This window comes from Mycolicibacterium chubuense, assembly GCF_001044255.1.
Classification (GTDB): domain Bacteria; phylum Actinomycetota; class Actinomycetes; order Mycobacteriales; family Mycobacteriaceae; genus Mycobacterium; species Mycobacterium chubuense.
Genome location: NZ_JYNX01000035.1, coordinates 36,735 through 57,646 on the forward strand (window position 1 = coordinate 36,735; position 20,912 = coordinate 57,646).

Annotated in this window: 21 protein-coding genes; 7 read left to right on the forward strand and 14 right to left on the reverse strand. The window is 68.6% G+C overall.

All coding sequences use genetic code 11. The annotated features are described in order from the left end of the window. Position 1: 1 nt before the first annotated feature. Together MCHUDSM44219_RS12120 and MCHUDSM44219_RS12125 are read right to left on the reverse strand one after the other, a co-directional pair. Positions 2 to 718: an acetoacetate decarboxylase family protein gene (locus MCHUDSM44219_RS12120; RefSeq protein ID WP_048418498.1), complete on the reverse strand. Its 717-nt coding sequence runs from the start codon at positions 716 to 718 to the stop codon at positions 2 to 4. A gap of 43 nt (positions 719 to 761) precedes the next feature. After that, the gene (locus MCHUDSM44219_RS12125) at positions 762 to 1,793 is read right to left on the reverse strand and encodes an LLM class F420-dependent oxidoreductase (RefSeq protein WP_048418499.1); all 1,032 of its coding nucleotides are present in this window, start codon (positions 1,791 to 1,793) and stop codon (positions 762 to 764) included. 58 nt (positions 1,794 to 1,851) lie between these two features. Here MCHUDSM44219_RS12125 and MCHUDSM44219_RS12130 point away from each other — a divergent pair, with 58 nt between their 5' ends. The 4 genes from MCHUDSM44219_RS12130 to MCHUDSM44219_RS12145 are packed head-to-tail and all read left to right on the forward strand — an operon-like array spanning position 1,852 to position 6,006. Beyond that, positions 1,852 to 2,844, forward strand: a complete 993-nt coding sequence (locus tag MCHUDSM44219_RS12130; RefSeq protein ID WP_201778144.1) for a Zn-ribbon domain-containing OB-fold protein — start codon at positions 1,852 to 1,854, stop codon at positions 2,842 to 2,844. Positions 2,845 to 2,859: 15 nt separating this feature from the next. Further along, on the forward strand, positions 2,860 to 3,918 hold the full coding sequence (locus tag MCHUDSM44219_RS12135; protein WP_048418501.1) for a thiolase family protein: 1,059 nt from the start codon (positions 2,860 to 2,862) through the stop codon (positions 3,916 to 3,918). A gap of 31 nt (positions 3,919 to 3,949) precedes the next feature. Beyond that, positions 3,950 to 5,125, forward strand: coding sequence for a thiolase family protein (locus tag MCHUDSM44219_RS12140; protein ID WP_048418502.1), 1,176 nt, complete (start codon positions 3,950 to 3,952; stop codon positions 5,123 to 5,125). After that, on the forward strand, positions 5,125 to 6,006 hold the full coding sequence (locus MCHUDSM44219_RS12145; protein ID WP_048418503.1) for a TIGR03619 family F420-dependent LLM class oxidoreductase: 882 nt from the start codon (positions 5,125 to 5,127) through the stop codon (positions 6,004 to 6,006). Before MCHUDSM44219_RS12140 ends, MCHUDSM44219_RS12145 begins: the two co-directional genes overlap by 1 nt. On the opposite strand, the gene MCHUDSM44219_RS12150 is transcribed toward MCHUDSM44219_RS12145, so the two are convergent. Both MCHUDSM44219_RS12150 and MCHUDSM44219_RS12155 read right to left on the reverse strand, forming a co-directional pair. Continuing rightward, on the reverse strand, positions 6,003 to 6,578 hold the full coding sequence (locus tag MCHUDSM44219_RS12150; protein WP_048418504.1) for a TetR/AcrR family transcriptional regulator: 576 nt from the start codon (positions 6,576 to 6,578) through the stop codon (positions 6,003 to 6,005). The two genes, MCHUDSM44219_RS12145 and MCHUDSM44219_RS12150, sit on opposite strands and share 4 nt — an antisense overlap. Positions 6,579 to 6,587: 9 nt before the next feature. After that, positions 6,588 to 7,796, reverse strand: a complete 1,209-nt coding sequence (locus tag MCHUDSM44219_RS12155; RefSeq protein WP_048418678.1) for an MFS transporter — start codon at positions 7,794 to 7,796, stop codon at positions 6,588 to 6,590. Between the two features lie 160 nt (positions 7,797 to 7,956). Between MCHUDSM44219_RS12155 and MCHUDSM44219_RS12160 the strand changes: the two genes are divergently transcribed. Together MCHUDSM44219_RS12160 and MCHUDSM44219_RS12165 are read left to right on the forward strand one after the other, a co-directional pair. Then, positions 7,957 to 9,123: a 3-ketosteroid-9-alpha-monooxygenase, oxygenase component gene (locus MCHUDSM44219_RS12160; protein WP_413783601.1), complete on the forward strand. Its 1,167-nt coding sequence runs from the start codon at positions 7,957 to 7,959 to the stop codon at positions 9,121 to 9,123. Beyond that, on the forward strand, positions 9,120 to 9,584 hold the full coding sequence (locus MCHUDSM44219_RS12165) for a hypothetical protein (protein ID WP_048418506.1): 465 nt from the start codon (positions 9,120 to 9,122) through the stop codon (positions 9,582 to 9,584). Before MCHUDSM44219_RS12160 ends, MCHUDSM44219_RS12165 begins: the two co-directional genes overlap by 4 nt. A gap of 12 nt (positions 9,585 to 9,596) precedes the next feature. On the opposite strand, the gene MCHUDSM44219_RS12170 is transcribed toward MCHUDSM44219_RS12165, so the two are convergent. The 5 genes from MCHUDSM44219_RS12170 to MCHUDSM44219_RS12190 all read right to left on the reverse strand — a co-directional run bounded on the left by MCHUDSM44219_RS12170 (position 9,597) and on the right by MCHUDSM44219_RS12190 (position 14,410). Next, positions 9,597 to 10,811 (reverse strand): cytochrome P450, encoded by a 1,215-nt coding sequence (locus MCHUDSM44219_RS12170; protein ID WP_053081233.1) that lies wholly within the window; start codon positions 10,809 to 10,811, stop codon positions 9,597 to 9,599. Between the two features lie 3 nt (positions 10,812 to 10,814). Then, on the reverse strand, positions 10,815 to 11,270 hold the full coding sequence (locus tag MCHUDSM44219_RS12175; protein WP_048418507.1) for a 2,4'-dihydroxyacetophenone dioxygenase family protein: 456 nt from the start codon (positions 11,268 to 11,270) through the stop codon (positions 10,815 to 10,817). 86 nt (positions 11,271 to 11,356) lie between these two features. Further along, positions 11,357 to 12,505, reverse strand: a complete 1,149-nt coding sequence (locus MCHUDSM44219_RS12180; protein WP_048418508.1) for a sulfotransferase family protein — start codon at positions 12,503 to 12,505, stop codon at positions 11,357 to 11,359. Beyond that, positions 12,502 to 13,281, reverse strand: coding sequence for an SDR family oxidoreductase (locus tag MCHUDSM44219_RS12185; RefSeq protein WP_048418509.1), 780 nt, complete (start codon positions 13,279 to 13,281; stop codon positions 12,502 to 12,504). The genes MCHUDSM44219_RS12180 and MCHUDSM44219_RS12185 overlap by 4 nt, the downstream gene beginning before the upstream one ends. Position 13,282: 1 nt before the next feature. Further along, positions 13,283 to 14,410 carry a hypothetical protein gene (locus tag MCHUDSM44219_RS12190; RefSeq protein ID WP_048418510.1) on the reverse strand — a complete coding sequence of 376 codons (1,128 nt, stop codon included), beginning with the start codon at positions 14,408 to 14,410 and terminating at the stop codon, positions 13,283 to 13,285. Between the two features lie 58 nt (positions 14,411 to 14,468). On the opposite strand from MCHUDSM44219_RS12190, the gene MCHUDSM44219_RS12195 reads away from it, so the two are divergent. Continuing rightward, positions 14,469 to 15,395 (forward strand): IclR family transcriptional regulator, encoded by a 927-nt coding sequence (locus MCHUDSM44219_RS12195; RefSeq protein WP_048418511.1) that lies wholly within the window; start codon positions 14,469 to 14,471, stop codon positions 15,393 to 15,395. 2 nt (positions 15,396 to 15,397) lie between these two features. On the opposite strand, the gene MCHUDSM44219_RS12200 is transcribed toward MCHUDSM44219_RS12195, so the two are convergent. From MCHUDSM44219_RS12200 to MCHUDSM44219_RS12220, 5 genes are all read right to left on the reverse strand, one after another. Next, positions 15,398 to 17,479, reverse strand: a complete 2,082-nt coding sequence (locus MCHUDSM44219_RS12200; protein ID WP_048418680.1) for a RecQ family ATP-dependent DNA helicase — start codon at positions 17,477 to 17,479, stop codon at positions 15,398 to 15,400. 16 nt (positions 17,480 to 17,495) lie between these two features. Beyond that, positions 17,496 to 18,167 (reverse strand): PAQR family membrane homeostasis protein TrhA, encoded by a 672-nt coding sequence (gene trhA / locus MCHUDSM44219_RS12205; RefSeq protein ID WP_082162163.1) that lies wholly within the window; start codon positions 18,165 to 18,167, stop codon positions 17,496 to 17,498. Between the two features lie 130 nt (positions 18,168 to 18,297). Then, positions 18,298 to 18,786, reverse strand: a complete 489-nt coding sequence (locus MCHUDSM44219_RS12210) for a heme-binding protein (RefSeq protein WP_236695439.1) — start codon at positions 18,784 to 18,786, stop codon at positions 18,298 to 18,300. A 154-nt stretch (positions 18,787 to 18,940) separates the two neighbouring features. Further along, entirely contained in the window at positions 18,941 to 19,990 is a 1,050-nt protein-coding gene (gene dmpG / locus MCHUDSM44219_RS12215) for a 4-hydroxy-2-oxovalerate aldolase (protein WP_048418514.1), read from the reverse strand. After that, positions 19,987 to 20,907 (reverse strand): acetaldehyde dehydrogenase (acetylating), encoded by a 921-nt coding sequence (locus MCHUDSM44219_RS12220; protein WP_048418515.1) that lies wholly within the window; start codon positions 20,905 to 20,907, stop codon positions 19,987 to 19,989. Before MCHUDSM44219_RS12220 ends, dmpG begins: the two co-directional genes overlap by 4 nt. Between the last annotated feature and the right edge of the window lie 5 nt (positions 20,908 to 20,912).

Consider the following 20,912-nt stretch of genomic DNA (forward strand, 5'->3'; position numbering starts at 1 on the left):
GTCACACGATCTCCTTGGCGTCGCCGAATGTCATGTCCACGTTGGCAGCCGAACTCGACACCAGGGCGCGTTTCGGCAGTCCGAGTGCAGCGAGTTCGGCGGCGTAGGGATGGTCGCCGAGCCGGACGTCCACCCCGCCGGGCCGGTACCGCACGCCCGTCATCCGCATCTCCCCCGGCGTCTCCCGGATCACGCCGTCGGCGTACGAGTACGTCGAATGCACCTGCGGGCGGGACGTGAACGTCCCCGGCACTGGCACGCCGGGCTTGAAGTCCATGCCGACCGCCAGCTGCCCGTCGATACGCACGTCGAACCCGAACGTGCGCCCGTCCCGAATGGAGAAGTCGGCCATCACCTTCGGATAACCCCAGATCGTGCGGCCCGCCTCAAGGGTGAACGCCTGGTCGACGGGGAGGTGATGCACGAACGCGCCTGCGGACTGCAGCGCCTGCAGTCCGCTCGCCTGCGAGCCCGGCGGGTTCACCATCACGTTGGTGCCGTACTCCCAGTACTGGCCGAGATCGGTGTCCTCGTACCGCATCAGCATCAGCACCGCGAGCGCGCGACCCCGGCCGAAGCGGCACACCCGCAGTCCGCTGTAGTCGATCATCCGCTGCGCGGCATCGGCGTTCACGACGAACATCGCGGTGTGCTGGTGTGCGGTGCGCACGCGCACCGGCATCGTCAGCACGGTCCCGGCGATGGTGTGTTGAGTCACACCGCCAATCTAGAACGTGTTCTAGACAGACGGCAAGAACTGTCTACACCAGCGCGGCGAGATCCCGGATCTGTTCGGTGGAGCGGGCACCGACCACCATCATCGTCACGCCGGCGGCTTCCCACGCCTTGATCTGCTCCTGCACGTAGGCCAGATCCCCGACGATCGCCGAGTCGTCCACCAGCTCGTCCGGGATGATCTTGGCCGCCTCGTCCTTACGGTCACTGCGGAACAGCTTCGTCACGTCGTCGACCACCTCGGCGTACCCCATCCGCCGGTAGACGTCGGCGTGGAAGTTCGTGTCCTCGGCACCCATCCCGCCCATGTAGAGCGCGAGGTGCGGCTTCATCAGCTCCATGATCGCCGGGCGGTCATCGGTGACGACGACCTGCGCGGTGGCGCAGATCTCGAAAGTCTCCCGGGTGCGGCGCGCCCCGGGACGGGCGAAGCCCTCGTCGAGCCACTCGTTGTACATGCCCGCGATCCGCGGTGAATAGAAGATCGGCAGCCACCCGTCACAGATCTCGGCGGCCAGCGCGACGTTCTTCGGCCCCTCGGCGCCCAGCATGACCGGGATGTCGGCGCGCAGCGGGTGCGTGATGGGCTTCAGGTTCTTGCCCAGACCGGTGGTGCCCTCGCCGGTCAGCGGCAGCGGGTAGTGCGGTCCGTCGCTGTGGACCGGCGCCTGCCGGGCCCACACCTGGCGCAGGATGTCGACGTATTCGCGGGTGCGGGCCAGCGGCTTCGGGAACTTGGCGCCATACCACCCCTCGACCACCTGCGGGCCGGAGACGCCGAGGCCGAGGATGTGCCGGCCACCCGAGAGGTGATCGAGCGTCAGCGCCGCCATCGCGCACGCGGTCGGGGTGCGCGCGGAGAGCTGGATGACCGAGGTGCCCAGCCGCATCCGCGTGGTTTCGCGGCCCCACCACGCCAGCGGGGTGTAGGCGTCCGAGCCCCACGCCTCGGCGGTGAACACCGTGTCGAAGCCCGCCTCCTCGGCCGCGGCGACGAGTTCGGCGTGGTTGTCCGGCGGCTGTGCGCCCCAGTATCCGAGCTGCAATCCCAACTTCATGCCGTCGCCTCCGCACCTGTTCTTGAAACCATTCTTAGAACCTGTTCTACTCGATGCCGTGACCACCAGCCAAAGCAGTCCGGTGCAGATCGACCCGCATGAGCCGCCGCTGTCAGCGCCGTTGAGGCTCGCTTTCGACTACACCCGTTCAGTCGGACCACTCCTCGGCGAGTTCTTCACCGCTCTGCGCGAGCGACGCATCGTCGGGGTGCGCGGATCCGACGGCCGGGTGCACGTTCCGCCGGCCGAGTACGACCCCGTCACCTACGAACAATTGACCGAGATCGTACCGGTGGCGAGCGTCGGCACGGTGCTGTCGTGGACGTGGCAGCCCGAGCCGCTGGAGGGGCAGCCGCTGGACCGGCCGTTCGCGTGGGCGCTGATCCGCCTCGACGGCGCCGACACCCCCCTGCTGCACGCCGTCGCGGCCGACGGCCCCGAGGCCGTGAGCACCGGCGCGCGGGTGCACGCCCACTGGGTCGAGGAGACCGTCGGCGCGATCACCGACATCGCCTACTTCGCCCTCGGCGACGAGGCCGAAGAGGTGCCGCCGCCGGCCGAAGGACTCGACCCCGTCACGACACTCGTCGTGCCGACCTCACTCGAAGTTCTGCACACCGCGTCGATGCCCGAGAGCACGTTCCTGCGCGCGCTGGAGAAGGGCACGCTGCTGGGCGCCCGTTCCGGCGATGACGGGAAGGTGTACTTCCCGCCCCGCGAGGCGAACCCGGCCACCGGTCAAACGCTCGACCAGTTCATCGAGCTGGCCGACACGGGCACGGTCACGACGTTCGCGATCATCAACATCCCGTTTGCGGGGCAACGCATCAAGCCGCCCTATGTCGCGGCCTATGTGCTGCTCGACGGCGCGGACATCCCGGTGCTGCACCTGGTGTCCGACATCGACGCCAACGAGGTCCGGATGGGCATGCGCGTCAAGGCGGTCTGGAAGCCCCGCGAGGAGTGGGGGCTGGGCATCGACAACATCGAGTACTTCCGGCCGTCGGGCGAACCCGACGCCGAGTACGACACCTACAAGCATCACCTCTGAGGAGGGGCCACACCCATGACTGACGTAGCAGTGGTCGGCTTCGCGCACGCACCGCATGTTCGCCGTACCGAAGGCACCACCAACGGCGTGGAGATGCTGATGCCGTGCTTCGCCGAGATCTACGCCGAGTTGGGCATCGGTGTTCCCGACATCGGGTTCTGGTGCTCGGGCTCCTCGGATTACCTTGCCGGCCGGGCATTCTCGTTCATCTCCGCGATCGACTCCATCGGGGCGGTGCCGCCGATCAACGAGTCGCACGTCGAGATGGACGCCGCCTGGGCGCTCTACGAGGCCTACATCAAGATCCTCACCGGCGAGGTGGAGACCGCGCTGGTATACGGGTTCGGCAAGTCCAGCGCCGGCACGCTGCGGCGCGTGCTCGCGCTGCAGACCGATCCGTACACCGTCGCGCCGCTGTGGCCTGATTCGGTCAGCATGGCCGGGCTGCAGGCCCGGTTCGGGCTGGACGCGGGCACGTGGACCGCCGAGCAGATGGCCCAGGTGGCGCTCGAATCGCTGAACGCTGCCCCTCGCGTAGACCGCATCGAGGGCGGCAGCATCGAGGAGCTGCTGGAGCGTCCGTACTTCGCAGAACCGTTGCGCCGCCACGACATCGCGCCGATCACCGACGGCGCGTCCGCGATCGTGCTGGCCGCCGGTGACCGCGCCCGCGAACTGCGTGAGCGGCCCGCCTGGATCACCGGTTTCGAGCATCGCATCGAGACGCCGGTGCTCGGCGCCCGCGACCTGACCACCTCGCCGTCGACGGCGGCGTCGGCGCAGGCGGCCACCGGCGGGGACACCTCCTCCATCGAGGTCGCCGAGCTCTACGCACCGTTCAGCCACCAGCAGCTGATCCTCAAGGAGGCCATCGGCCTCGATGATGCGACGAGGATCAATCCGTCCGGCGGCGCGCTCGCCGCCAACCCGATGTTCTCTGCCGGCCTGGAGCGGATCGGCTTCGCCGCCCGGCACATCTTCGAGGGCAACGCCTCCCGCGTGCTGGCGCACGCCACGAGCGGCCCTGCGCTGCAACAGAATCTGGTCGCGGTTTTGGAGGGTGACTTGCGATGAGCCGCTCGCGCGAAGAGGAGATGATGTAGTCATGGCCAAGAATCTCGCCGCCGTCCTGGGCACCGGCCAGACCAAGTACGTCGCCAAGCGCAAGGACGTCTCGATGAACGGCCTGGTGCGTGAGGCGATCGACCGCGCGCTGGTCGACGCGGGCGTGACGATGGCCGACATCGACGCGGTCGTCGTCGGTAAGGCGCCGGACTTCTTCGAGGGCGTCATGATGCCCGAACTGTTCATGGCCGACGCGACCGGGGCGACGAACAAGCCGCTGATCCGCGTGCACACCGCCGGCTCGGTGGGCGGGTCGACGGCGATCGTGGCGGCCAGCCTGGTGCAGTCGGGCAAGTACCGCCGGGTGCTGACGATGGCGTGGGAGAAGCAGTCCGAGTCGAACGCCATGTGGGCGTTGAGCATTCCGGTGCCGTTCACCAAGCCGGTCGGTGCGGGTGCGGGCGGCTACTTCGCCCCGCACATCCGCGCCTACATCCGGCGCTCCGGCGCACCGACGCACATCGGCGCGATGGTCGCGGTGAAGGACCGGCTCAACGGGACCAGGAATCCCCTGGCGCACTTGCATCAGCCCGACATCACGCTGGAGAAGGTGATGGAGTCCCCGATGCTGTGGGATCCGATCCGCTACGACGAGACGTGCCCGTCCTCGGACGGCGCGGCCGCGCTGGTGATCGGGGACGAGGCCAGCGCCGACGCGCGTGTCGCCGACGGGCATCAGGTCGCGTGGATCCACGCCACCGCGCTGCGCACCGAACCGCTGGCCTACGCGGGCCGCGATCAGGTCAATCCGCGGGCCAGCCGGGACGCCGCGGCGGCGCTGTGGAAGGCCGCCGGGATCACCAGTCCGATCGACGAGATCGACGTCGCGGAGGTGTACGTGCCGTTCTCGTGGTACGAGCCGATGTGGCTGGAGAGCTTGGGTTTCGCCCCCGAGGGCGAGGGCTGGAAGCTGACCGAGGCCGGCGAGACGGCGATGGACGGCCGTATCCCGTTCAACCCGTCGGGCGGAGTGCTGTCGTCCAATCCGATCGGTGCCTCCGGCATGATCCGATTCGCCGAATCGGCCATCCAGGTGATGGGCAAGGGCGGCGAGCACCAGGTGCCGGGTGCGCGCAAGGCCCTTGGCCACGCGTACGGCGGTGGCGCACAGTACTACTCGATGTGGGTGGTCTCCAGCGACAAGCCCGGCGCGTGATGCAGTACACCTGCAGCGTGGCGATGGGACCCATCGACCAACTGCTCGAGATCGCCCGCACCGCCGAGGAGGTGGGCTTCGACTCGATCGCGCTGCCAGACTCGCTGTTCTACATGGAGAAGCAGTCGGCGGACTACCCGTACACCCCCGACGGCTCGCGGATGTGGAACGAGGACACCCCGTGGGTCGACCCGCTGATCGCCGCGGGCGCGATGGGGGCGGTGACCTCGACGCTGCGCTTCTACACCAACGTGATGAAGCTGGGCTCCCGCAATCCGCTGCTGCTGGCCCGGCAGGTCGGCTCGGTGGCGAACCTGACGGGTGACCGGTTCGGATTCGGGGTCGGGATCGGCTGGGCGCCGGAGGAATTCGAGTGGTGCGGGGTGCCCTACGCCAAGCGTGGCAAGCGCGTCGACGAGATGATCGAGGTGATCAAGCTGGTGCTCGGCGGCGGCATGGTCGAATTCCACGGCGAGTTCTACGATTTCGATCGACTGCAGATGAGCCCCGCTCCGAGTGCACCGGTGCCGTTCTACGTCGGCGGCCACACCGACGTCGCGCTCAAGCGCGCCGCCCGCGTCGGCGACGGATGGACGAGTGCGATGATGACCGGCGAGCAGCTCGCCGAGACCATCGGCAAGATCAACGCGCTGCGCGCCGAATACGGCCGGGCCGACCAGCCGTTCGAGTTCCAGGCCGTCTGCATCGACAAGTTCGGCGTCGACGGCCATCGTGAGCTCGCCGAAGCGGGCGTCACCGACAACATCGTGATCCCCTGGGTGTTCGACGGACTCGGCTTCGACGCGCCGATCGAGCAGAAGAAGGACTCGCTGAAGCGCTTCGCCGACACCTACATCCACTCCGGCTGGCAAGACCGCTAGACACAGCCGCGCCACACGGTGTCGACCAGGGCGGTGACCGCCTCGTCGGACAGCGGCGGCATGCCGAACACGAGCCGGTAGTAGGGAGGCGACACCAGCGCGTCGACCACCACCTCGATGTCGGCGCCGGCGTCGAGTTCCCCGGCGGCGACGGCGTCGCGCAGCGCTGTCACCACCGCGGCGCGCCGCGGCTCGATCCATTTCTCGAGCAGCGCCGACTGGATCGCCGGATCCCCTGCCGCGGCGGACATCACGTTGCGCAGCAGCGGCCCCACGGTCGGGTCGGCCAGGATGGCGTTGAGCGCCCCGACGTGATGGATCAGCGCCTGCGCGGTCGTGCTTCCGGGTGGGCGCACGATCGATTCGCGCACCGAGTCGAGCAGACCCTCGAGCACGATCGCCGCCGCCGACGGCCACCACTTGTAGATGGTCGTCCGGCTGACTTCCGCGCGCCGGGCGATCGCGTCGATCGTCGCCGCGCCGGGGCCGCCGTGGCGTGCCAAGTCTGCCGCGGCGGCGAGTACGGCACTACGTACGGCTTCGCTGCGGGGACGTCCGCGGCGGGTGGCCATCCGCCAACCCTAGAACCGACGTGCCCCGGCCAGCGTGACAACCAGGCAGCCCAGTGCGACGACCGCCCCCACGCCGAACATCACCGGGTAGCCCACCCCCGACGCGAAGCCGTACGCCAGCACGGCAGGCACTCCGAAGCCCAGATAGCTGAGGCTGTAGAACAGCGCGGTCATCCCGGCCAGGTCGTCGGGACCGGCGAGGCGCTGGATCTCCTGCAGCCCGGCCAGCAGCGCCATCCCGTACCCCGCGCCGAGCACTGCGGCCGCCACGAGCGCCGCGGGCACCGTCAACGTCGCGGCCGCCCACGCCGCGCAGCCCATCCCGGCAGCGATCAGCAGCAGCGCGATCGCCACCCCGCGGGGTCCGTCGGCGCCCAGCGTCCGTCCGGCCCGCTGCACCGCGAAACCCACGCCCAGCGCCACGACGCACAGCAGCGCCGAGAACGCGATCGGGGTGCCGCCTGCGCGGTCGGCCATCAGCGCGGGCAGCACCGCGTAGGCCGAGCCCGCCGCACCGAACACCCAGGGCGCGACCGGCAGCACGACGAGCAGGAAGCGCCGCCGCACCGGCGCCGGGACGGCCAGGTCCGTCCACCACGGGCGGCCGGACTCGTGGCGCTGCCGGGTCTCGGGTGCGACGGTGAGCACGGCCGCGGCCGCCAGCGCCATGGCGGCGTTGCAGGCGTAGGACAGTACCGCGGGTGCCGGACCCCACTGGGCGAGTATGCCCGCCGCACCCGCGCCGAGGCCGAAACCCGCCGTCAGGCTCATGGCAGCGCGCCGGGCGCCGGCCGTCCCGTCGCCCCACGGCGGGGCCGACAGCTCCTTGAGCCAGCTGCCGCCCACGGCCATCGCCAGGCCGAGCGCCAGCCCACTGAACACGCGGCCCGCGGCGAGCACCGTTGCCGACTGGGCACCCGCCGCCAGGATCAGCGAGCCTGCCGCGGCCAGCAGCGGAGCCGGCAGCATCAGGGGGCGGCGGCCGAAGCGGTCCGACAGCGGTCCACCGACGAGCAGCGCGGGCACGATGCCCAGGACGTACGCGAACAGCAGCAGGTCGACCGTCAGCGCGGAGAAGCGCTCGCCCTCGCGGTACATGACCAGCAGCGGGGTGAACTCGTTGCCGCCCCACGCGACCGCGAACGTCGCCGCGGCGACGGCGAGCCAGCGTCGCGACGCCACCACCGCGCGGTTCGGGGTCTCCGTAATAGTGGACACGCTGTGCACTATATCTCCGTCGGTAGGTCCACGACGACGCGGGTACCCGCTGCCCGACAATGGTTCGGGGTGGGATAGGCAACATTTTCCGCAGGTGAACGTCCATTGGATTGCGCGACAGAGGCCAAAAACTGTAACGTGTTCTAATTCGAGAGATGAAATGGGGAGGCCCGAGGTGAGCACCGATACTGCGGGGACCGCGAGCATTCGTGAGATCGACACGGGCACGCTGCCCGACCGCTTCGCGCGCGGCTGGCACTGCCTGGGGCCGGTCAAGGACTACCTCGACGGCCAGCCACACGGCATCGAGATCTTCGGCACCATGCTCGTCGTCTTCGCCGACTCGGCGGGCGAGCTGAAGGTGCTGGACGGTTACTGCCGACACATGGGCGGAAACCTGGCGCAGGGCACCATCAAGGGCGACGAGGTCGCCTGCCCGTTCCACGACTGGCGGTGGGGCGGGGACGGCAAGTGCAAGCTCGTCCCCTACGCCAAGCGCCCCCCCCGGTTGGCGCGCACCCGCGCCTGGCACACCGACGTGCGCGGCGGGCTGCTGTTCGTGTGGCACGACCACGAGGGCAACCCCCCGCAAGAAGAGGTCCGCATCCCCGAGATCCCCGAGTGGGCCAGCGGCGAGTGGACCGACTGGAAATGGAACACGATGCTCATCGAGGGCAGCAACTGCCGCGAGATCATCGACAACGTCACCGATATGGCGCACTTCTTCTACATCCACTTCGGGCTGCCGACGTACTTCAAGAACGTCTTCGAGGGGCACATCGCCTCGCAGTACCTGCACAACGTGGGCCGACCCGACATCAACGACATGGGCACCGCCTACGGCGAGGCCAAGCTCGACTCCGAGGCCAGCTACTTCGGGCCGTCGTTCATGATCAACTGGCTGCACAACACCTACGGCGACTTCAAGGCCGAGTCGATCCTGATCAACTGCCATTACCCGGTGACCCAGGATTCGTTCGTCCTGCAGTGGGGCGTCATCGTCGAAAAGCCCAAGGGCCTGGACGACAAGACCACCGAGAAGCTCGCCGACGCGTTCACCGACGGGGTCAGCAAGGGCTTCCTGCAGGACGTCGAGATCTGGAAGCACAAGACCCGCATCGACAATCCGCTCCTGGTCGAGGAGGACGGCGCCGTCTACCAGATGCGCCGCTGGTACCAGCAGTTCTACGTCGACGTCGCCGACGTGACACCGGACATGACCGACCGCTTCGAGATGGAGGTCGACACGACGGTGGCCAACCAGAAGTGGCATGTCGAGGTCGAGGAGAACCTCAAGGCCCGGGAAGCCGAGAAGCAGGCCACGTGAACGACACCCCGGATGTGGACCGGCTCGCACGGTCGATGCTGCTGCTGCACGGGCATGACGACGAGGAGCACGAGCACGGCCACCATCCGGCCCCCGACGGCGCAACGCCCGGATCATGGCGCAAGGCACCGGATTTCGCCGCCGATCCGGACCGCGCCGCCGCTGTGCGGGAGAGCACGCAGCGCGATCGCGAACGGTACCTGACCTCGGGCCTGGCGTCGGTGGACTGCCGCTTCTGCCACGTCGCGGTGCGCGTCAAGAAGCTCGGGCCGACGCACACGTCCGTGCAGTGGACCTCCGAGGCAACCACACGGTGCGCGCACTTCGCCGAGATTCGCGCGGCCGGCGGCGATCCCGCGCGGGAGCGGTCGTGCCCGCGCCTGGCGGACAGCATCCGCCACGCCGTCGCGGAGGGCTGCCTGGAGGAGTACTCCAGCGCGCCCTCCCCCGGTGACGGCTGACCTTCCCGCCGCTCAGGCGGTCAACCGGACCGGGATGCGCTTGAACGAGTTGACCAGGTTCGACCGCACCCGCACCGGCTCGCCGGTGAGTTCGATGACCGGGAACGTCTCGAGAAGCGCCTGGAGGAACAGCCGCGCCTCCAGTCGGGCCAGATGGGCACCGAGGCAGAAGTGCGCTCCCATCCCGAACGACACATGCGGGTTGGGACGCCTCCGGATGTCGAACGTCTGCGCGTCGGGGAAGACGTCCTCGTCCCGGTTCGCCGAGGTGTAGTACATCGCCACCTTGTCGCCGGCGGCGATGTGCGTGCCGCCGAGTTCCGTGTCGACGAGCGCGGTACGCCGGAAGTAGTGCAGAGGATTGTCGTAGCGCAAGATCTCCTCCACGGCGCCGGCCATCAGTGTCGGGTCCGCGCGCAGTTCGGCGAGTTGCTCCGGGTGCCGTAGCAGCGTCACGAGTCCCGAGGACAGCAGGCTCTTGGTGGTGTCGTTACCGGCGGTGACCAGCTGCACGAAGAACCCACCGAAGTCGGCGTCGCTCATGGGCTGACCCCCGAAATCGGCCGACAGGATCACACTCGTCATGTCGTCGGCAAGTCCGCGCCTGCGTCGATCGGCAGCGAATTCCACTGCATAGCAGGCCATCTCGAGGCCCCCGGTACCGTCAGCCGCGTCCGGACCGGCCAGGTCGGGATCCTGGGCGGACGTGATGCGCTCTGCCAGTTCCTGGATGTGGCGCCAGTCGCTGCGCGGCAGGCCGAAGAGCTCGCCGATCACCTGCGTCGGCAACGGGGCGACGACCTCGTGGACGAATTCCACGTCCACGCGTTCGCGCGCCTCGGCCATGACGGCGCGGCACAGGTCGCGGACCCGGTGCTCGAGCCGCGCGATCATCCGCGGCCGGAAATGCACCGAGACCGGCGAGCGGTAGTGGCCGTGGCGGGGCGGGTCCATGGCCAGCAGCATGGTGCGCATCCGGGCGAGCGTCTCGGGCGAAAGCGTCTCGATGACGACGCCCCCTTCACTGGACGAGTAGACGTCGTGGCGGCGGGCCACCTCGACCACGTCGGCGTGCCGCAGCACGGCCCAGAACCCCTGCTCGCCGCGCATCGGCTGCCAGAGCACCGGATCGGTGCGCCGCACCGCCGCCAACGCCTCGTGGGGGGCGCCGTTGCGGAACGTGTCCGGGTCGGCGAGGTCGACCACGGCGGTGTCCGTGCCGGTCACGGCTCAGCCGATCAGCACGTGGGGGCGCGGATGACCGGCTGCCTCGCACAACGACAGGTAGACCGCGAGCGCGCTCGTCCCGTCGGTGACGCTCTCGACGTTGCCGTCCTCGTCGAGGTTGAGGTTGGCTCCGTAGATCTGGAACCACACGTGGGTGTCGTCCTCGAGGACCTGCAGCGTGTGCACGGAATTGGCCGGTTCGTAGAGGAACGATCCGGCGCGGTTGACGTCGTCGTACTCCTTGTACCGCCACGCCCCCGACGTCGTGTAGGCGTACACCGGGCCGGTGTGTTTGTGGCGTTGCACCTCGTAGCCGGCGCGGAAGACGTTCTCCACGATCCACAGGCCCTCGGCGTGCTTGACCTGGATCACCTTGAGTTTCGAGCCGTCCGGCAGGTCGACGAAGGGTAACTCGTCGACTCCCACGTGCACCGCGGTCGGAATGTCGGTCATCGTCATCTGCAGATCCCTTCGCTCGGGAACGTCACACCCACGAAGAGATTAGCACGTATTTAAAAACATGTAATATAGTTCGTATATACCTGTCAGAGTCCGTCGAACTGCTTCTTGACCTGCTCCTCGGTCAGCCCGTAGTCCGCGAGCGAGTAGCTGTGTTTGGGCGCCCGCGGTCCCTGCCGGCTCTCCTCGTGGGTCTTCTCCATCGCCACACGCGCCTCGTCGGTGAAGTCGATGCCGAACGCCCGGTAGATGTCCTCGACGGCGCCGATCGGATTCTTGATCAGTGCAAAGTAGTCCAGGTCGTAGAACTGCGCCGGATCGTGCTTGGCACGTTCGGCGTTGAACAACCGCAGACCACGCGACCAGGTCTCCAGGGAGTCCTCGCCGATCACGCTGCCCACGAAGGTGTTCGACCACCCCTCGGTGGTGTGCTGGGCCAACGAGCACATCGAGGCCATGATCGTCTCCGCCGGCCGATGACACTGGATCACCAAGGCGTCCGGATAGGTGGCGAACAACGCGTCGAGGGCGAACAGGTGGCTCGGGTTCTTCAGCACCCAGCGCTTGCCGACATCGTTGAGCCCGATCAGCTGCAGGTTCTTGCGATGCCGCCGATAGGGCTTCGTCCAGTCCTGTCGGGACAGCCATTGCGAGTACGTGGGCAGATGCGCCAACGTCTCGTAGCTCACCGAGTGCAGCGACTGCCGCAGTAGCTGCCAGCACTCCTCGACCTCGTCGGCCGTCATGTAGTGCAGCCCCGTGTAGTCCGGGTTCTCCGCGTGCGCCTTGCTGAACTGCGCATCGAGCTGCTGGAAAACCGGGTTCTGGGACCAGGTTTCACGAGGCGGCCGGGGCTGGGGAAATTCCGCGAGCCACAACTCCAGCCCCTGGTGGCGCGGATCTGCGGCGAGCAATCGGTGCACAGCCGTGGTGCCGGTGCGCGGCAGACCGGTGACGAAGATCGGCCGCTCGATCGGCACGTCGACATGCTGCGGGTATTGCTTGAACGCCGCCTCCGACACCAGCCTGGCCACCAGAGCGTTGCGCACGAAGAAGCGCTGCATCTTGCTGCCGAACTCGGTGAGGTCGGCGTCGCGCTGGTAGGACTCGAGCAGGACGCCCAGAGCCTCCCGGTAGTTGTCGTCGTCGCTGCCGAAATCATCGAGGCCGCAGGCCTTCACCGCCGACGCGTGCAGATCCTCGACGGTGCCGACGTTTGTGCGGGAGGAGCTCACGCCTTGTACTCCCCGCAGTTGACGTCGAGCGCCTGACCGGTGATCCCACTGGACAGGTCGCTGGCCATGAACAGAATCGCCGAGGCCACCTCGTCCTCGGTGGGCAGCCGCTTGAGGTCGCTGTTGACCGCAGCCGCCTTGTAGATCTCCTCGACCGTGGTGCCGTACTTGCCGGCCTGATGCTCGAAGTAGCCCTGCAGTGTGCCACCCCAGATATAGCCCGGCAAAACGGAATTCACCCGGATGCCCTGGGTGCCCAGTTCACTGGCCAGCGACTGCGACATCGCCAGCAGCGCCGACTTGGCCATCTTGTAGGCGCCCTGCTTGGGATCGGAGTGCCGCACCACCATCGAGTTCACATTGACCACCGAGCCTTTGGTCTCGGTCAGCGCCGGGGTCAGCCCCTGGATCAGGCGCAGCGCGCCGAGCACCGTGAGCTCGAACGTCTCACGGATGTGCTCGAAGCTGGTCTTGGCCAACGGCTTCATCGACGGCACCTTGAACGCGTTGTTGATCAGGACGTCGACCTTGCCGTACGCCTCGAGGCTCTTCTCGACGAGATTGGTCACCTGGGCCTCGTCGGTGATGTCGGTGCCCACCGACACCGCTCGCCGGCCGATGCGGTCGATCTCGGCGGCGACGCCCTCGAGCCTCTCGACGGTGCGCGCGGCCAGCACCAGGTCCGCCCCCTCCAGGGCGCAGCGGCGCGCCAGCGTCGTCCCGAGCGCCGGTCCCACGCCACTGATCACGACGACCTTGTTCTCGAGCATGCCCATCTCAGCCCACCATCCTGTAGCCGATCAGCTGCTGGCGCAACGCGATCCGCGCCCGCCAGTCCTCGTCGGAGATCTTGTTGTCCTGGTAGTACGGCAGCGCGCCGGCGACCTCGTCGACGCCCATCACGGCCACCTCCGGTCCGTCGGCCTCCGTCAGCTGCCGGGACACCCGCTGCCAGCGGAACTGCAGATAACCCTTACGGTGCCCGAGGGTCTCCACCCAGTTGGTCACGCCGGGGTTGGCATCGGAGACGACGATGCGGATCTTGCCATCCGGATCGGCCTGCGCCTGAGTCCCGTTCAACGACGTCTGGTGGTTGATGTAGTCCAGCGAGATGTACCAGAGGCTGCCCAGCTGGAAGCCCATGTACGGTGCGTCCGACACGGGCACCGTGATGACCATCGCCTGATCGGGCGCCAGGTCGAAGTGCCCGACCGACGAGTACTGCGTGGCCAGCCCGCCCGGGGTGAGCCGCGGTGCGACCATCGTGTTCACCGGCAGCGTGTTGTAGAACCACTGCGGGAACTGCAGCCAGGTCTTGACCCGCTGCACCAGTTGCTTTCCGGCGACGGCGTAGCGCTTCTCGATCAGCTCCGTCGTCAGCGGTGGCGGTGCAGTGCCCGCGGTGTCGGTGCGGGAGATCGCCAGCGTGCCGCGCTGCGCCGACCAGTCGTTGTACACCTCGCGAATCACCAATTGGGCCGGCGATTTCGGCACTACCCGCCACTCGAAGGAGCCGTCAACGGCGATGTCGAGTTCGCGGTCGTCGAAGGCTGTCTCGCTGTCGGGGACGTTGTCGTCGGTGTACTCGCCGCCGAGCATCTGGAAGCTCAGATCCGTGGTGCTGCCCCGGCGGCCGGTGACGACGTACTCGTGCCCCGGGACCACCCTGGTGCCGAAGTACAGCGTGTCGGGATTGTCCAGACCCATCTTGGTGAACGGGCCGGTGCCGCTGTGCAGGAACGGATGGTCGCGGTCGTAGTCGAACGCGACGTGCGTGCAGGCTGCGACGCACCCGGCGAAGTACTGGAGCCCCTCGAGGAGGTCGGCTTCGGTCTCGATGAACGGGGCGGCGGCGACGAGCGCCTCCGCCTCGGCGATCGCGTCGATCAGCGGCTGGGAGTACACGCCCCTGAAACTAGAACGCGTTCTAGCAGTAGTCAATATTTCGACCGCGCTGTTCCATATGTGTACCGAGCCGTATGCTGCTTCCGTGGCCGAGACCTCCCGCCGCATGTCGCCCCCGACTGACCGCGTCGTTGCCGTGCTGGACTTCCTCGCCGCGCGGCCGGCCGAACGCTTCGGGGTCTCGGAGCTGGCCCGCCGGCTCGGCCTGAGCAAGCCGACCTGCCTGGGCATCGTCACCTCGCTGGCCGACGCCGGCTACCTCGTCCGTGACGGCGTCGACAAGACCTACCGGCTGGGGCCCTCGCTGATCACGCTTGGCCACCGGGCACAGGAGTCGATGCGGGTCAGTCCGACCGCCCGGGAGGCACTGCGCCGGCTCTCAGCGAAGTTCGGGATCACCGCCGCGCTGTCGGGCGTGATCGACGACCGCATCACGCTGCTGGACATCGTGGCGCCGCCGGGGGCCCGCCCCGGTGTGGAGGTCGGGCAGAGCTATCCGTTCGCGCCGCCGGTGGGGCTGATGTTCGTGCTGTGGGACGACGATGCCGTGCGGGAGTGGCTGGCCAGGGAACCGACGATCCCGCTGCGCACCGACACCGACCGGCTCGACCGGGTGATCGCCGGGTGCCGCGCCGATGGCTATCTGGTGGAGCGGCTGACGCCCGGTGGCCGCCGGTTGTACAGCCTGATGGCCGGCATGTCGGCCACGCTGCCCGACGAATTACGGGCGCTGCTGGGCGAATTGGTGTCCGACATCGGCGAGCGGGTGTCCCTGCGGGAGGACAGGTCGGCACGGAAGCGCCATGACATCAGCGTGATCTCCGCGCCCGTGTACGACCACTACCGGCGGCAGGCGATGGTCGCCTCCATGCACGTCGGAGCCTCGTTGAGTGAGCGCGAGATCATCGAACGGGCCCGCGCGGTGGTGACGAGCGCCGACGAGGTCACCGCGCAGCTGGGCGGTAGCAAGCCGCGGTGGGGCTGACGTCAGCTGGTGCCGGCCAGTGCGAACGGCAGCACCTCGGCGGCGCCCGCCGCGCGCAGGACCCGGGCGGCCATCGTCAGCGTCCATCCGGTGTCGGCGAGGTCGTCGACGAGAAGGACCGGACCGGCGTCGGCAGGCACCGGCTCGGGTGGTGACCACGCCCCGCTGAGCGCCGCGACGCGATACGCCGAGTTCGCCGCCGTCGCCGGACGGCGCCCGGGGGCGTAGCGGAGCGTACCGAGATCGGTCAACCGGCCCAGCTCGGCCAGCCGGGACCTCAACGAGGTGATCAGCACCGGGTGCGTCGCGGAATCGAGCGACATCACCGCGGTGGGCCGGACCGCCCAGTCCCACGCGGCGAGCACCTTCACCGCCGCGGCCACCACGTCATCGGGCACCTCGCCGTCCGGCCCGTCGAGCAGCGCGCGCAGCCGCGCTCCCCAGCCCAGATCCGTCAGCCTGCCGATCACACGGCCCGGCTGCGGTCCATCGGTGATCCGGCCCGACAGTTCGATGCCGAGCTTGGCGAGGCCGGTCGGCCACTGTTTGCGCGGTGACAGTTCCACCCCGGGTCGCATCAGGGTCCGCCGGGTGTCCTCGGCGGCCGCCGCGTCGACGTCGGCGCTGTACCGCTCACCCGTGCAGTTGTCGCACCGGCCGCACCGCTCGTCCGCGCCGAGTTCGGGATCGTCGAGCTGGGCACGCAGGAACGCCATCCGGCAGCCCTGCGTCGCCTGGTAGTCGAGCATCGCCTGCTGTTCGCGCCTGCGGGCCTCGTCGAGGGTGCGGTAGCGCGCCTCGTCGTACTCCCACGGCGCCCCGGTGCCGATCCAGCCGCCCTTCACGCGGCGGACCGCGCCGTCGACGTCGAGCACCTTCAGCACCATCTCCAGCCGCGACCGATTCAGGTCGACCAGCGGTTCGAGCGCGGCCGTCGACAGCGGGCGCTCGGTGTCGAGCTCGCGAATCACCTTGCGCACCAGCGATTCCGCCGGGAACGCCACCGACGCGAAATAGCGCCATACATCGGCGTCCTCACGTCCCGGCAGCAGGATCACCTCCGCGCGTTCCGTCGCGCGACCGGCACGGCCGACCTGCTGGTAGTAGGCGATCGGCGAGGACGGCGCACCCAGGTGCACGACGAATCCGAGATCGGGCTTGTCGAAACCCATGCCGAGCGCCGACGTGGCGATCAGGGCCTTGACCCGGTCGGCGAGCAGGTCCGCCTCGAGCTGCTCGCGCTCGGCGGTCTCCGTGGCGCCGGTGTACGCGGCGACCGGGTGTCCCCGCTCGCGCAGCAGAGCCGCCACGTCATGGGCCTGCGCCACTGTCAGCGTGTAGACGATGCCCGATCCCGGCAGCGACCCGATGTGGTCGGCGAGCCACGCGGCACGCTGGGCGGGATTGCCTGCCTGCACCACCGACAACCGCAGCGATTCGCGGTCGAGGCCACCGCGCAGCACGAGGGTGTCGCGACCACCCACTCCCAGTTGCGCGGCGACGTCCTCGACGACGCGATCGTTTGCGGTGGCGGTGGTCGCCAGCACCGGGACGTCGCTGCCCAGTTCGGCGATCAGCGAGCGGATCCGGCGGTAGTCGGGCCGGAAGTCGTGGCCCCAGTCCGAGACGCAGTGCGCCTCATCGACGACCACCAGCCCGGCGTCGCGCGCGAGCGCCGGCAGCACGGCGTCCCGGAAATCGGGGTTGTTGAGCCGCTCGGGGCTGACCAGCAGCACGTCCAGATCGGCGTCGCGCACCCGTCGGTGGATGTCGTCCCATTCGGCGACGTTGCTCGAGTTGATCGTGGCCGCGTGCACGCCGGCTCGTTCGGCGGCGGCCACCTGGTTGCGCATCAGGGCCAGCAGCGGGGAGACGATGACCGTCGCGCCGTGCCCGGTGCCGCGCAGCAGTTTCGCGGCGATGAAATAGACGGCCGATTTGCCCCACCCCGTGCGCTGGACGACCAGCGCACGGCGCCGCTGCACCACAAGGGCCTCGATCGCGGTCCATTGATCGTCGCGCAGCAGCGCCCCCGGTCCGGCCAGTTGTTCGAGGATGGCCTGCGCGTCGTCTCGGGTCACCATGGCCCCCATCGTGCCGTCAGCGGACGACAAGCCAAATGGCGGCGAAGTGGCACGCTGCCGCGGCGGCGGTGAACGCGTGGAAGAACTCGTGATGCCCGAACGTGGCGGGCCAGGGGTTGGGCCAGCGGGCGCCGTAGAGGATCGCGCCGATGTTGTACAGCACGCCTCCGGCGACCAGCAGGGCGACCACCGTCGCCCCCGCGCCGTCGAGCAGCACCTCGGCGAACGCGATGGCGACGTACCCGAGCAAAAGATACGGCGGCACCCCGACCCAGCGCGGGGCCGACGGCCAGCACATCTTCAGCGCGACCCCGGCGGCCGCGCCCGTCCAGACGATGACGAGCACGTCCGCGCCGACGTCGGGCGGCATCGCCAGGAGCGCGAACGGGGTGTAACTCGCCGCGATGAACACGAAGATCACCGAGTGGTCGAGCCGCATCATCCACTTCTCGGCAGCTTCGGACCCCCACTGCACCCGGTGGTAGGTCGCGCTGACCGTGAACATCGCGACGACGGCGGTCACGTACACCACCACCGCCCCGAGCGCTCCTGGCGACGTGGCGATCCACGCGGCCTTCAGCAGGGCGACCCCGGCGACGACGGCGAGCACCGCGCAGCACAGGTGGATCCAGCCGCGGGCGCGGGGCGCGCGGGCGAGGAGAAGGCCGTCGGTCAGAAGGACTCCGATGTCGCGGACGGGCCGAACCCTCCGGCAGGCCGACGCAAATCGCGCCGGCGCAGCATGAGCGTACCGGCCACGAACGAACTCACCGCGCCTGCCGGGGCAGACGCGGTGAGTGTCGTCGAATCGTCAGAGACTATGCCGTGGGCGTCTCCGGCATCTCGGGCTCCATCGGAGCGCCGGGCGCCGGGGTCACCGGAACCTCGGGAGCCTGGTCGTCGGTGCTGAACACCGCCTGAGCCACCGGGGTCGGCGAGACGGTCAGGCCGCACCGATCCTGCAGCGCGCTGACCGGTTCATGGATGGTCTTGAGCTGCTGCTCGACCTGCGGGTTCTCGGCGAAGTACGCCATGTAGGCCTGCTTGGCCTGCGGCTGGGGCTGGGCCGAGATCTGCGTCAGCGCCTCGTTGGTCTGCGGGTTGGCCGTCAGGTAGGCGCCCTCAGACGCGGCCGCCGTGCTGACGGTGCCTGCAACACTGCTGGCCGAGCAATCGGGGGCGGGCGCCGGACCGGGCGCCGGCTGAGCGCTGGCCACTGGGGCGATGATCGCCGCCGAGCCGAAGGCGAGCAGGCCGCCGGCGAACATGCCGAACAGTCCACGTCGAACGGTCGTAGCGGTAGTCACGAGAAATCACTCCTTTGGGTCTGCGATCAGTTGGTCGCACCCCAAGGCCTAGCCGATCGGCGCCGATGCCAAACACCGGGCACCGTCGGACAGCTCACATCGAGCGGTATCTTCGCTGGTCAGAGGCCCGGAGAAATTTTCGGCGTCACCGCGCTCACCCGGCCGGTGCGGCGTCCATTTCGCGTTTGATTTCCAGGGCGATGTCGATCAGCTGGTCTTCCTGGCCGCCGATGAGTTTGCGTTGCCCGGCGCGGTGCAGCAGTTTGTGCGCGGGCACGCCGTAGCGCTCGGACTGCCGGATGGCGTGCTTGAGGAAGCTCGAATACACCCCGGAGTAGCCCATGATCAGCGCGTTGCGGTCCAGCAGACATTCGGCCGGCATCGCGGGCGCGACGACCTCTTCGGCGGCGTCGGCGATGTCGAAGAAATCGATACCGGTCTTGACCCCGATCTTGTCGAACACCCCGATCAGCGCCTCGACCGGTGCGTTGCCCGCCCCGGCGCCGAACCGGCGGCACGACCCGTCGATCTGCTTGGCCCCCGCACGCACGGCCTCGATCGAGTTGGCCACCCCCAACCCGAGGTTCTCGTGCCCGTGGAAACCCACCTGCGCGTCGTCGCCGAGTTCGGCCACCAACGCCGCCACCCGGTCGGCCACCCCTTCGAGCACCAGCGCACCCGCCGAATCCACCACATACACGCACTGACAGCCCGCATCAGCCATGATCCGGGCCTGCGCGGCAAGTTTCTCCGGGGGGATGGTGTGGCTCATCATCAGAAACCCGACGGTCTCCAAGCCCAGTTCGCGGGCGAGCCCGAAGTGCTGGATCGAGACGTCGGCCTCGGTGCAGTGGGTGGCGATCCGGCAGATCGACCCGCCGTTGTTCTGCGCCTCCTTGATGTCCTCCTTGGTGCCCACCCCGGGCAGCATCAGGAACGCGATCTTCGATTCCTTCGCGGTCTCGGCCGCGAGCTTGATCAGCTCCTGCTCCGGGGTTTTGGAGAACCCGTAGTTGAAGCTCGACCCGCCCAGCCCGTCGCCGTGGGTCACCTCGATGACCGGCACCCCGGCCGCATCCAGGGCCGCCACGATCGCGCCGACCTCGTCGGTGGTGAACTGGTGGCGCTTGTGATGGGAGCCGTCGCGCAGCGACGTGTCGGTCATCCGCACGTCCCACATCGGGTTGAAGTAGATGTCGCTCATGCGTGACCTCCGGTCGTCGCGGCCAGGACTTCCTTCGCGATCTCCTCGCCGACCTTCGTCGCCGCGGCGGTCATGATGTCCAGATTTCCAGCGTAGGGCGGCAGGTAGTCCCCCGCACCCTCCACTTCGATGAACGTGGTGACGACGTGGTTGCCGCCGTTGACCACCGACGGCTCGTCGAACTGCGGCTCGTTGAGCAACCGGTAGCCCGGCACGTAGGTCTGCACCTCGGCCACCACATCCTTGATCGACTGCGTGATCGCCGCGTGGTCGGCGTCCTCAGGGATCGCGCAGAAGATGGTGTCGCGCATGATCATCGGCGGATCCGCCGGGTTGAGGATGATGATCGCCTTACCCCGCGCCGCGCCGCCGATGTGCTGCACACCCGCGCTGGTCGTCTTGGTGAACTCGTCGATGTTGGCCCGCGTGCCCGGCCCGGCCGACGCCGAGGACACCGACGCCACGATCTCGGCATACGGCACCCCGACCACCCGGCTGACCGCATACACGATCGGGATGGTCGCCTGCCCACCGCAGGTCACCATGTTCACGTTCGGGGCATCGAGGTGCTCGCGCAGATTCGCCGGCGGGATCACCCCCGGCCCGACCGCCGCCGGAGTCAGATCGACCGCCCGGATCCCCGCCTCGGCGTAGCGCGGTGCGGCGTCCCGGTGCACATAGGCGCTGGTGGCCTCGAACACCATGTCGGGCATCTCATCGCGCGCCAACAACCAGTCCACACCTTCATGGCTGGTCTCCAACCCCAGCTTGCGCGCCCGCGCCAGACCCTCACTGTCCGGATCGATACCGATCATCCAGCGCGGCTCCAACCACTCCGAACGCAGAAGCTTGTACAACAGATCGGTACTGATGTTGCCCGACCCGACGATCGCCACAGTCGCTTTGTTGCCGGCCATTGAGG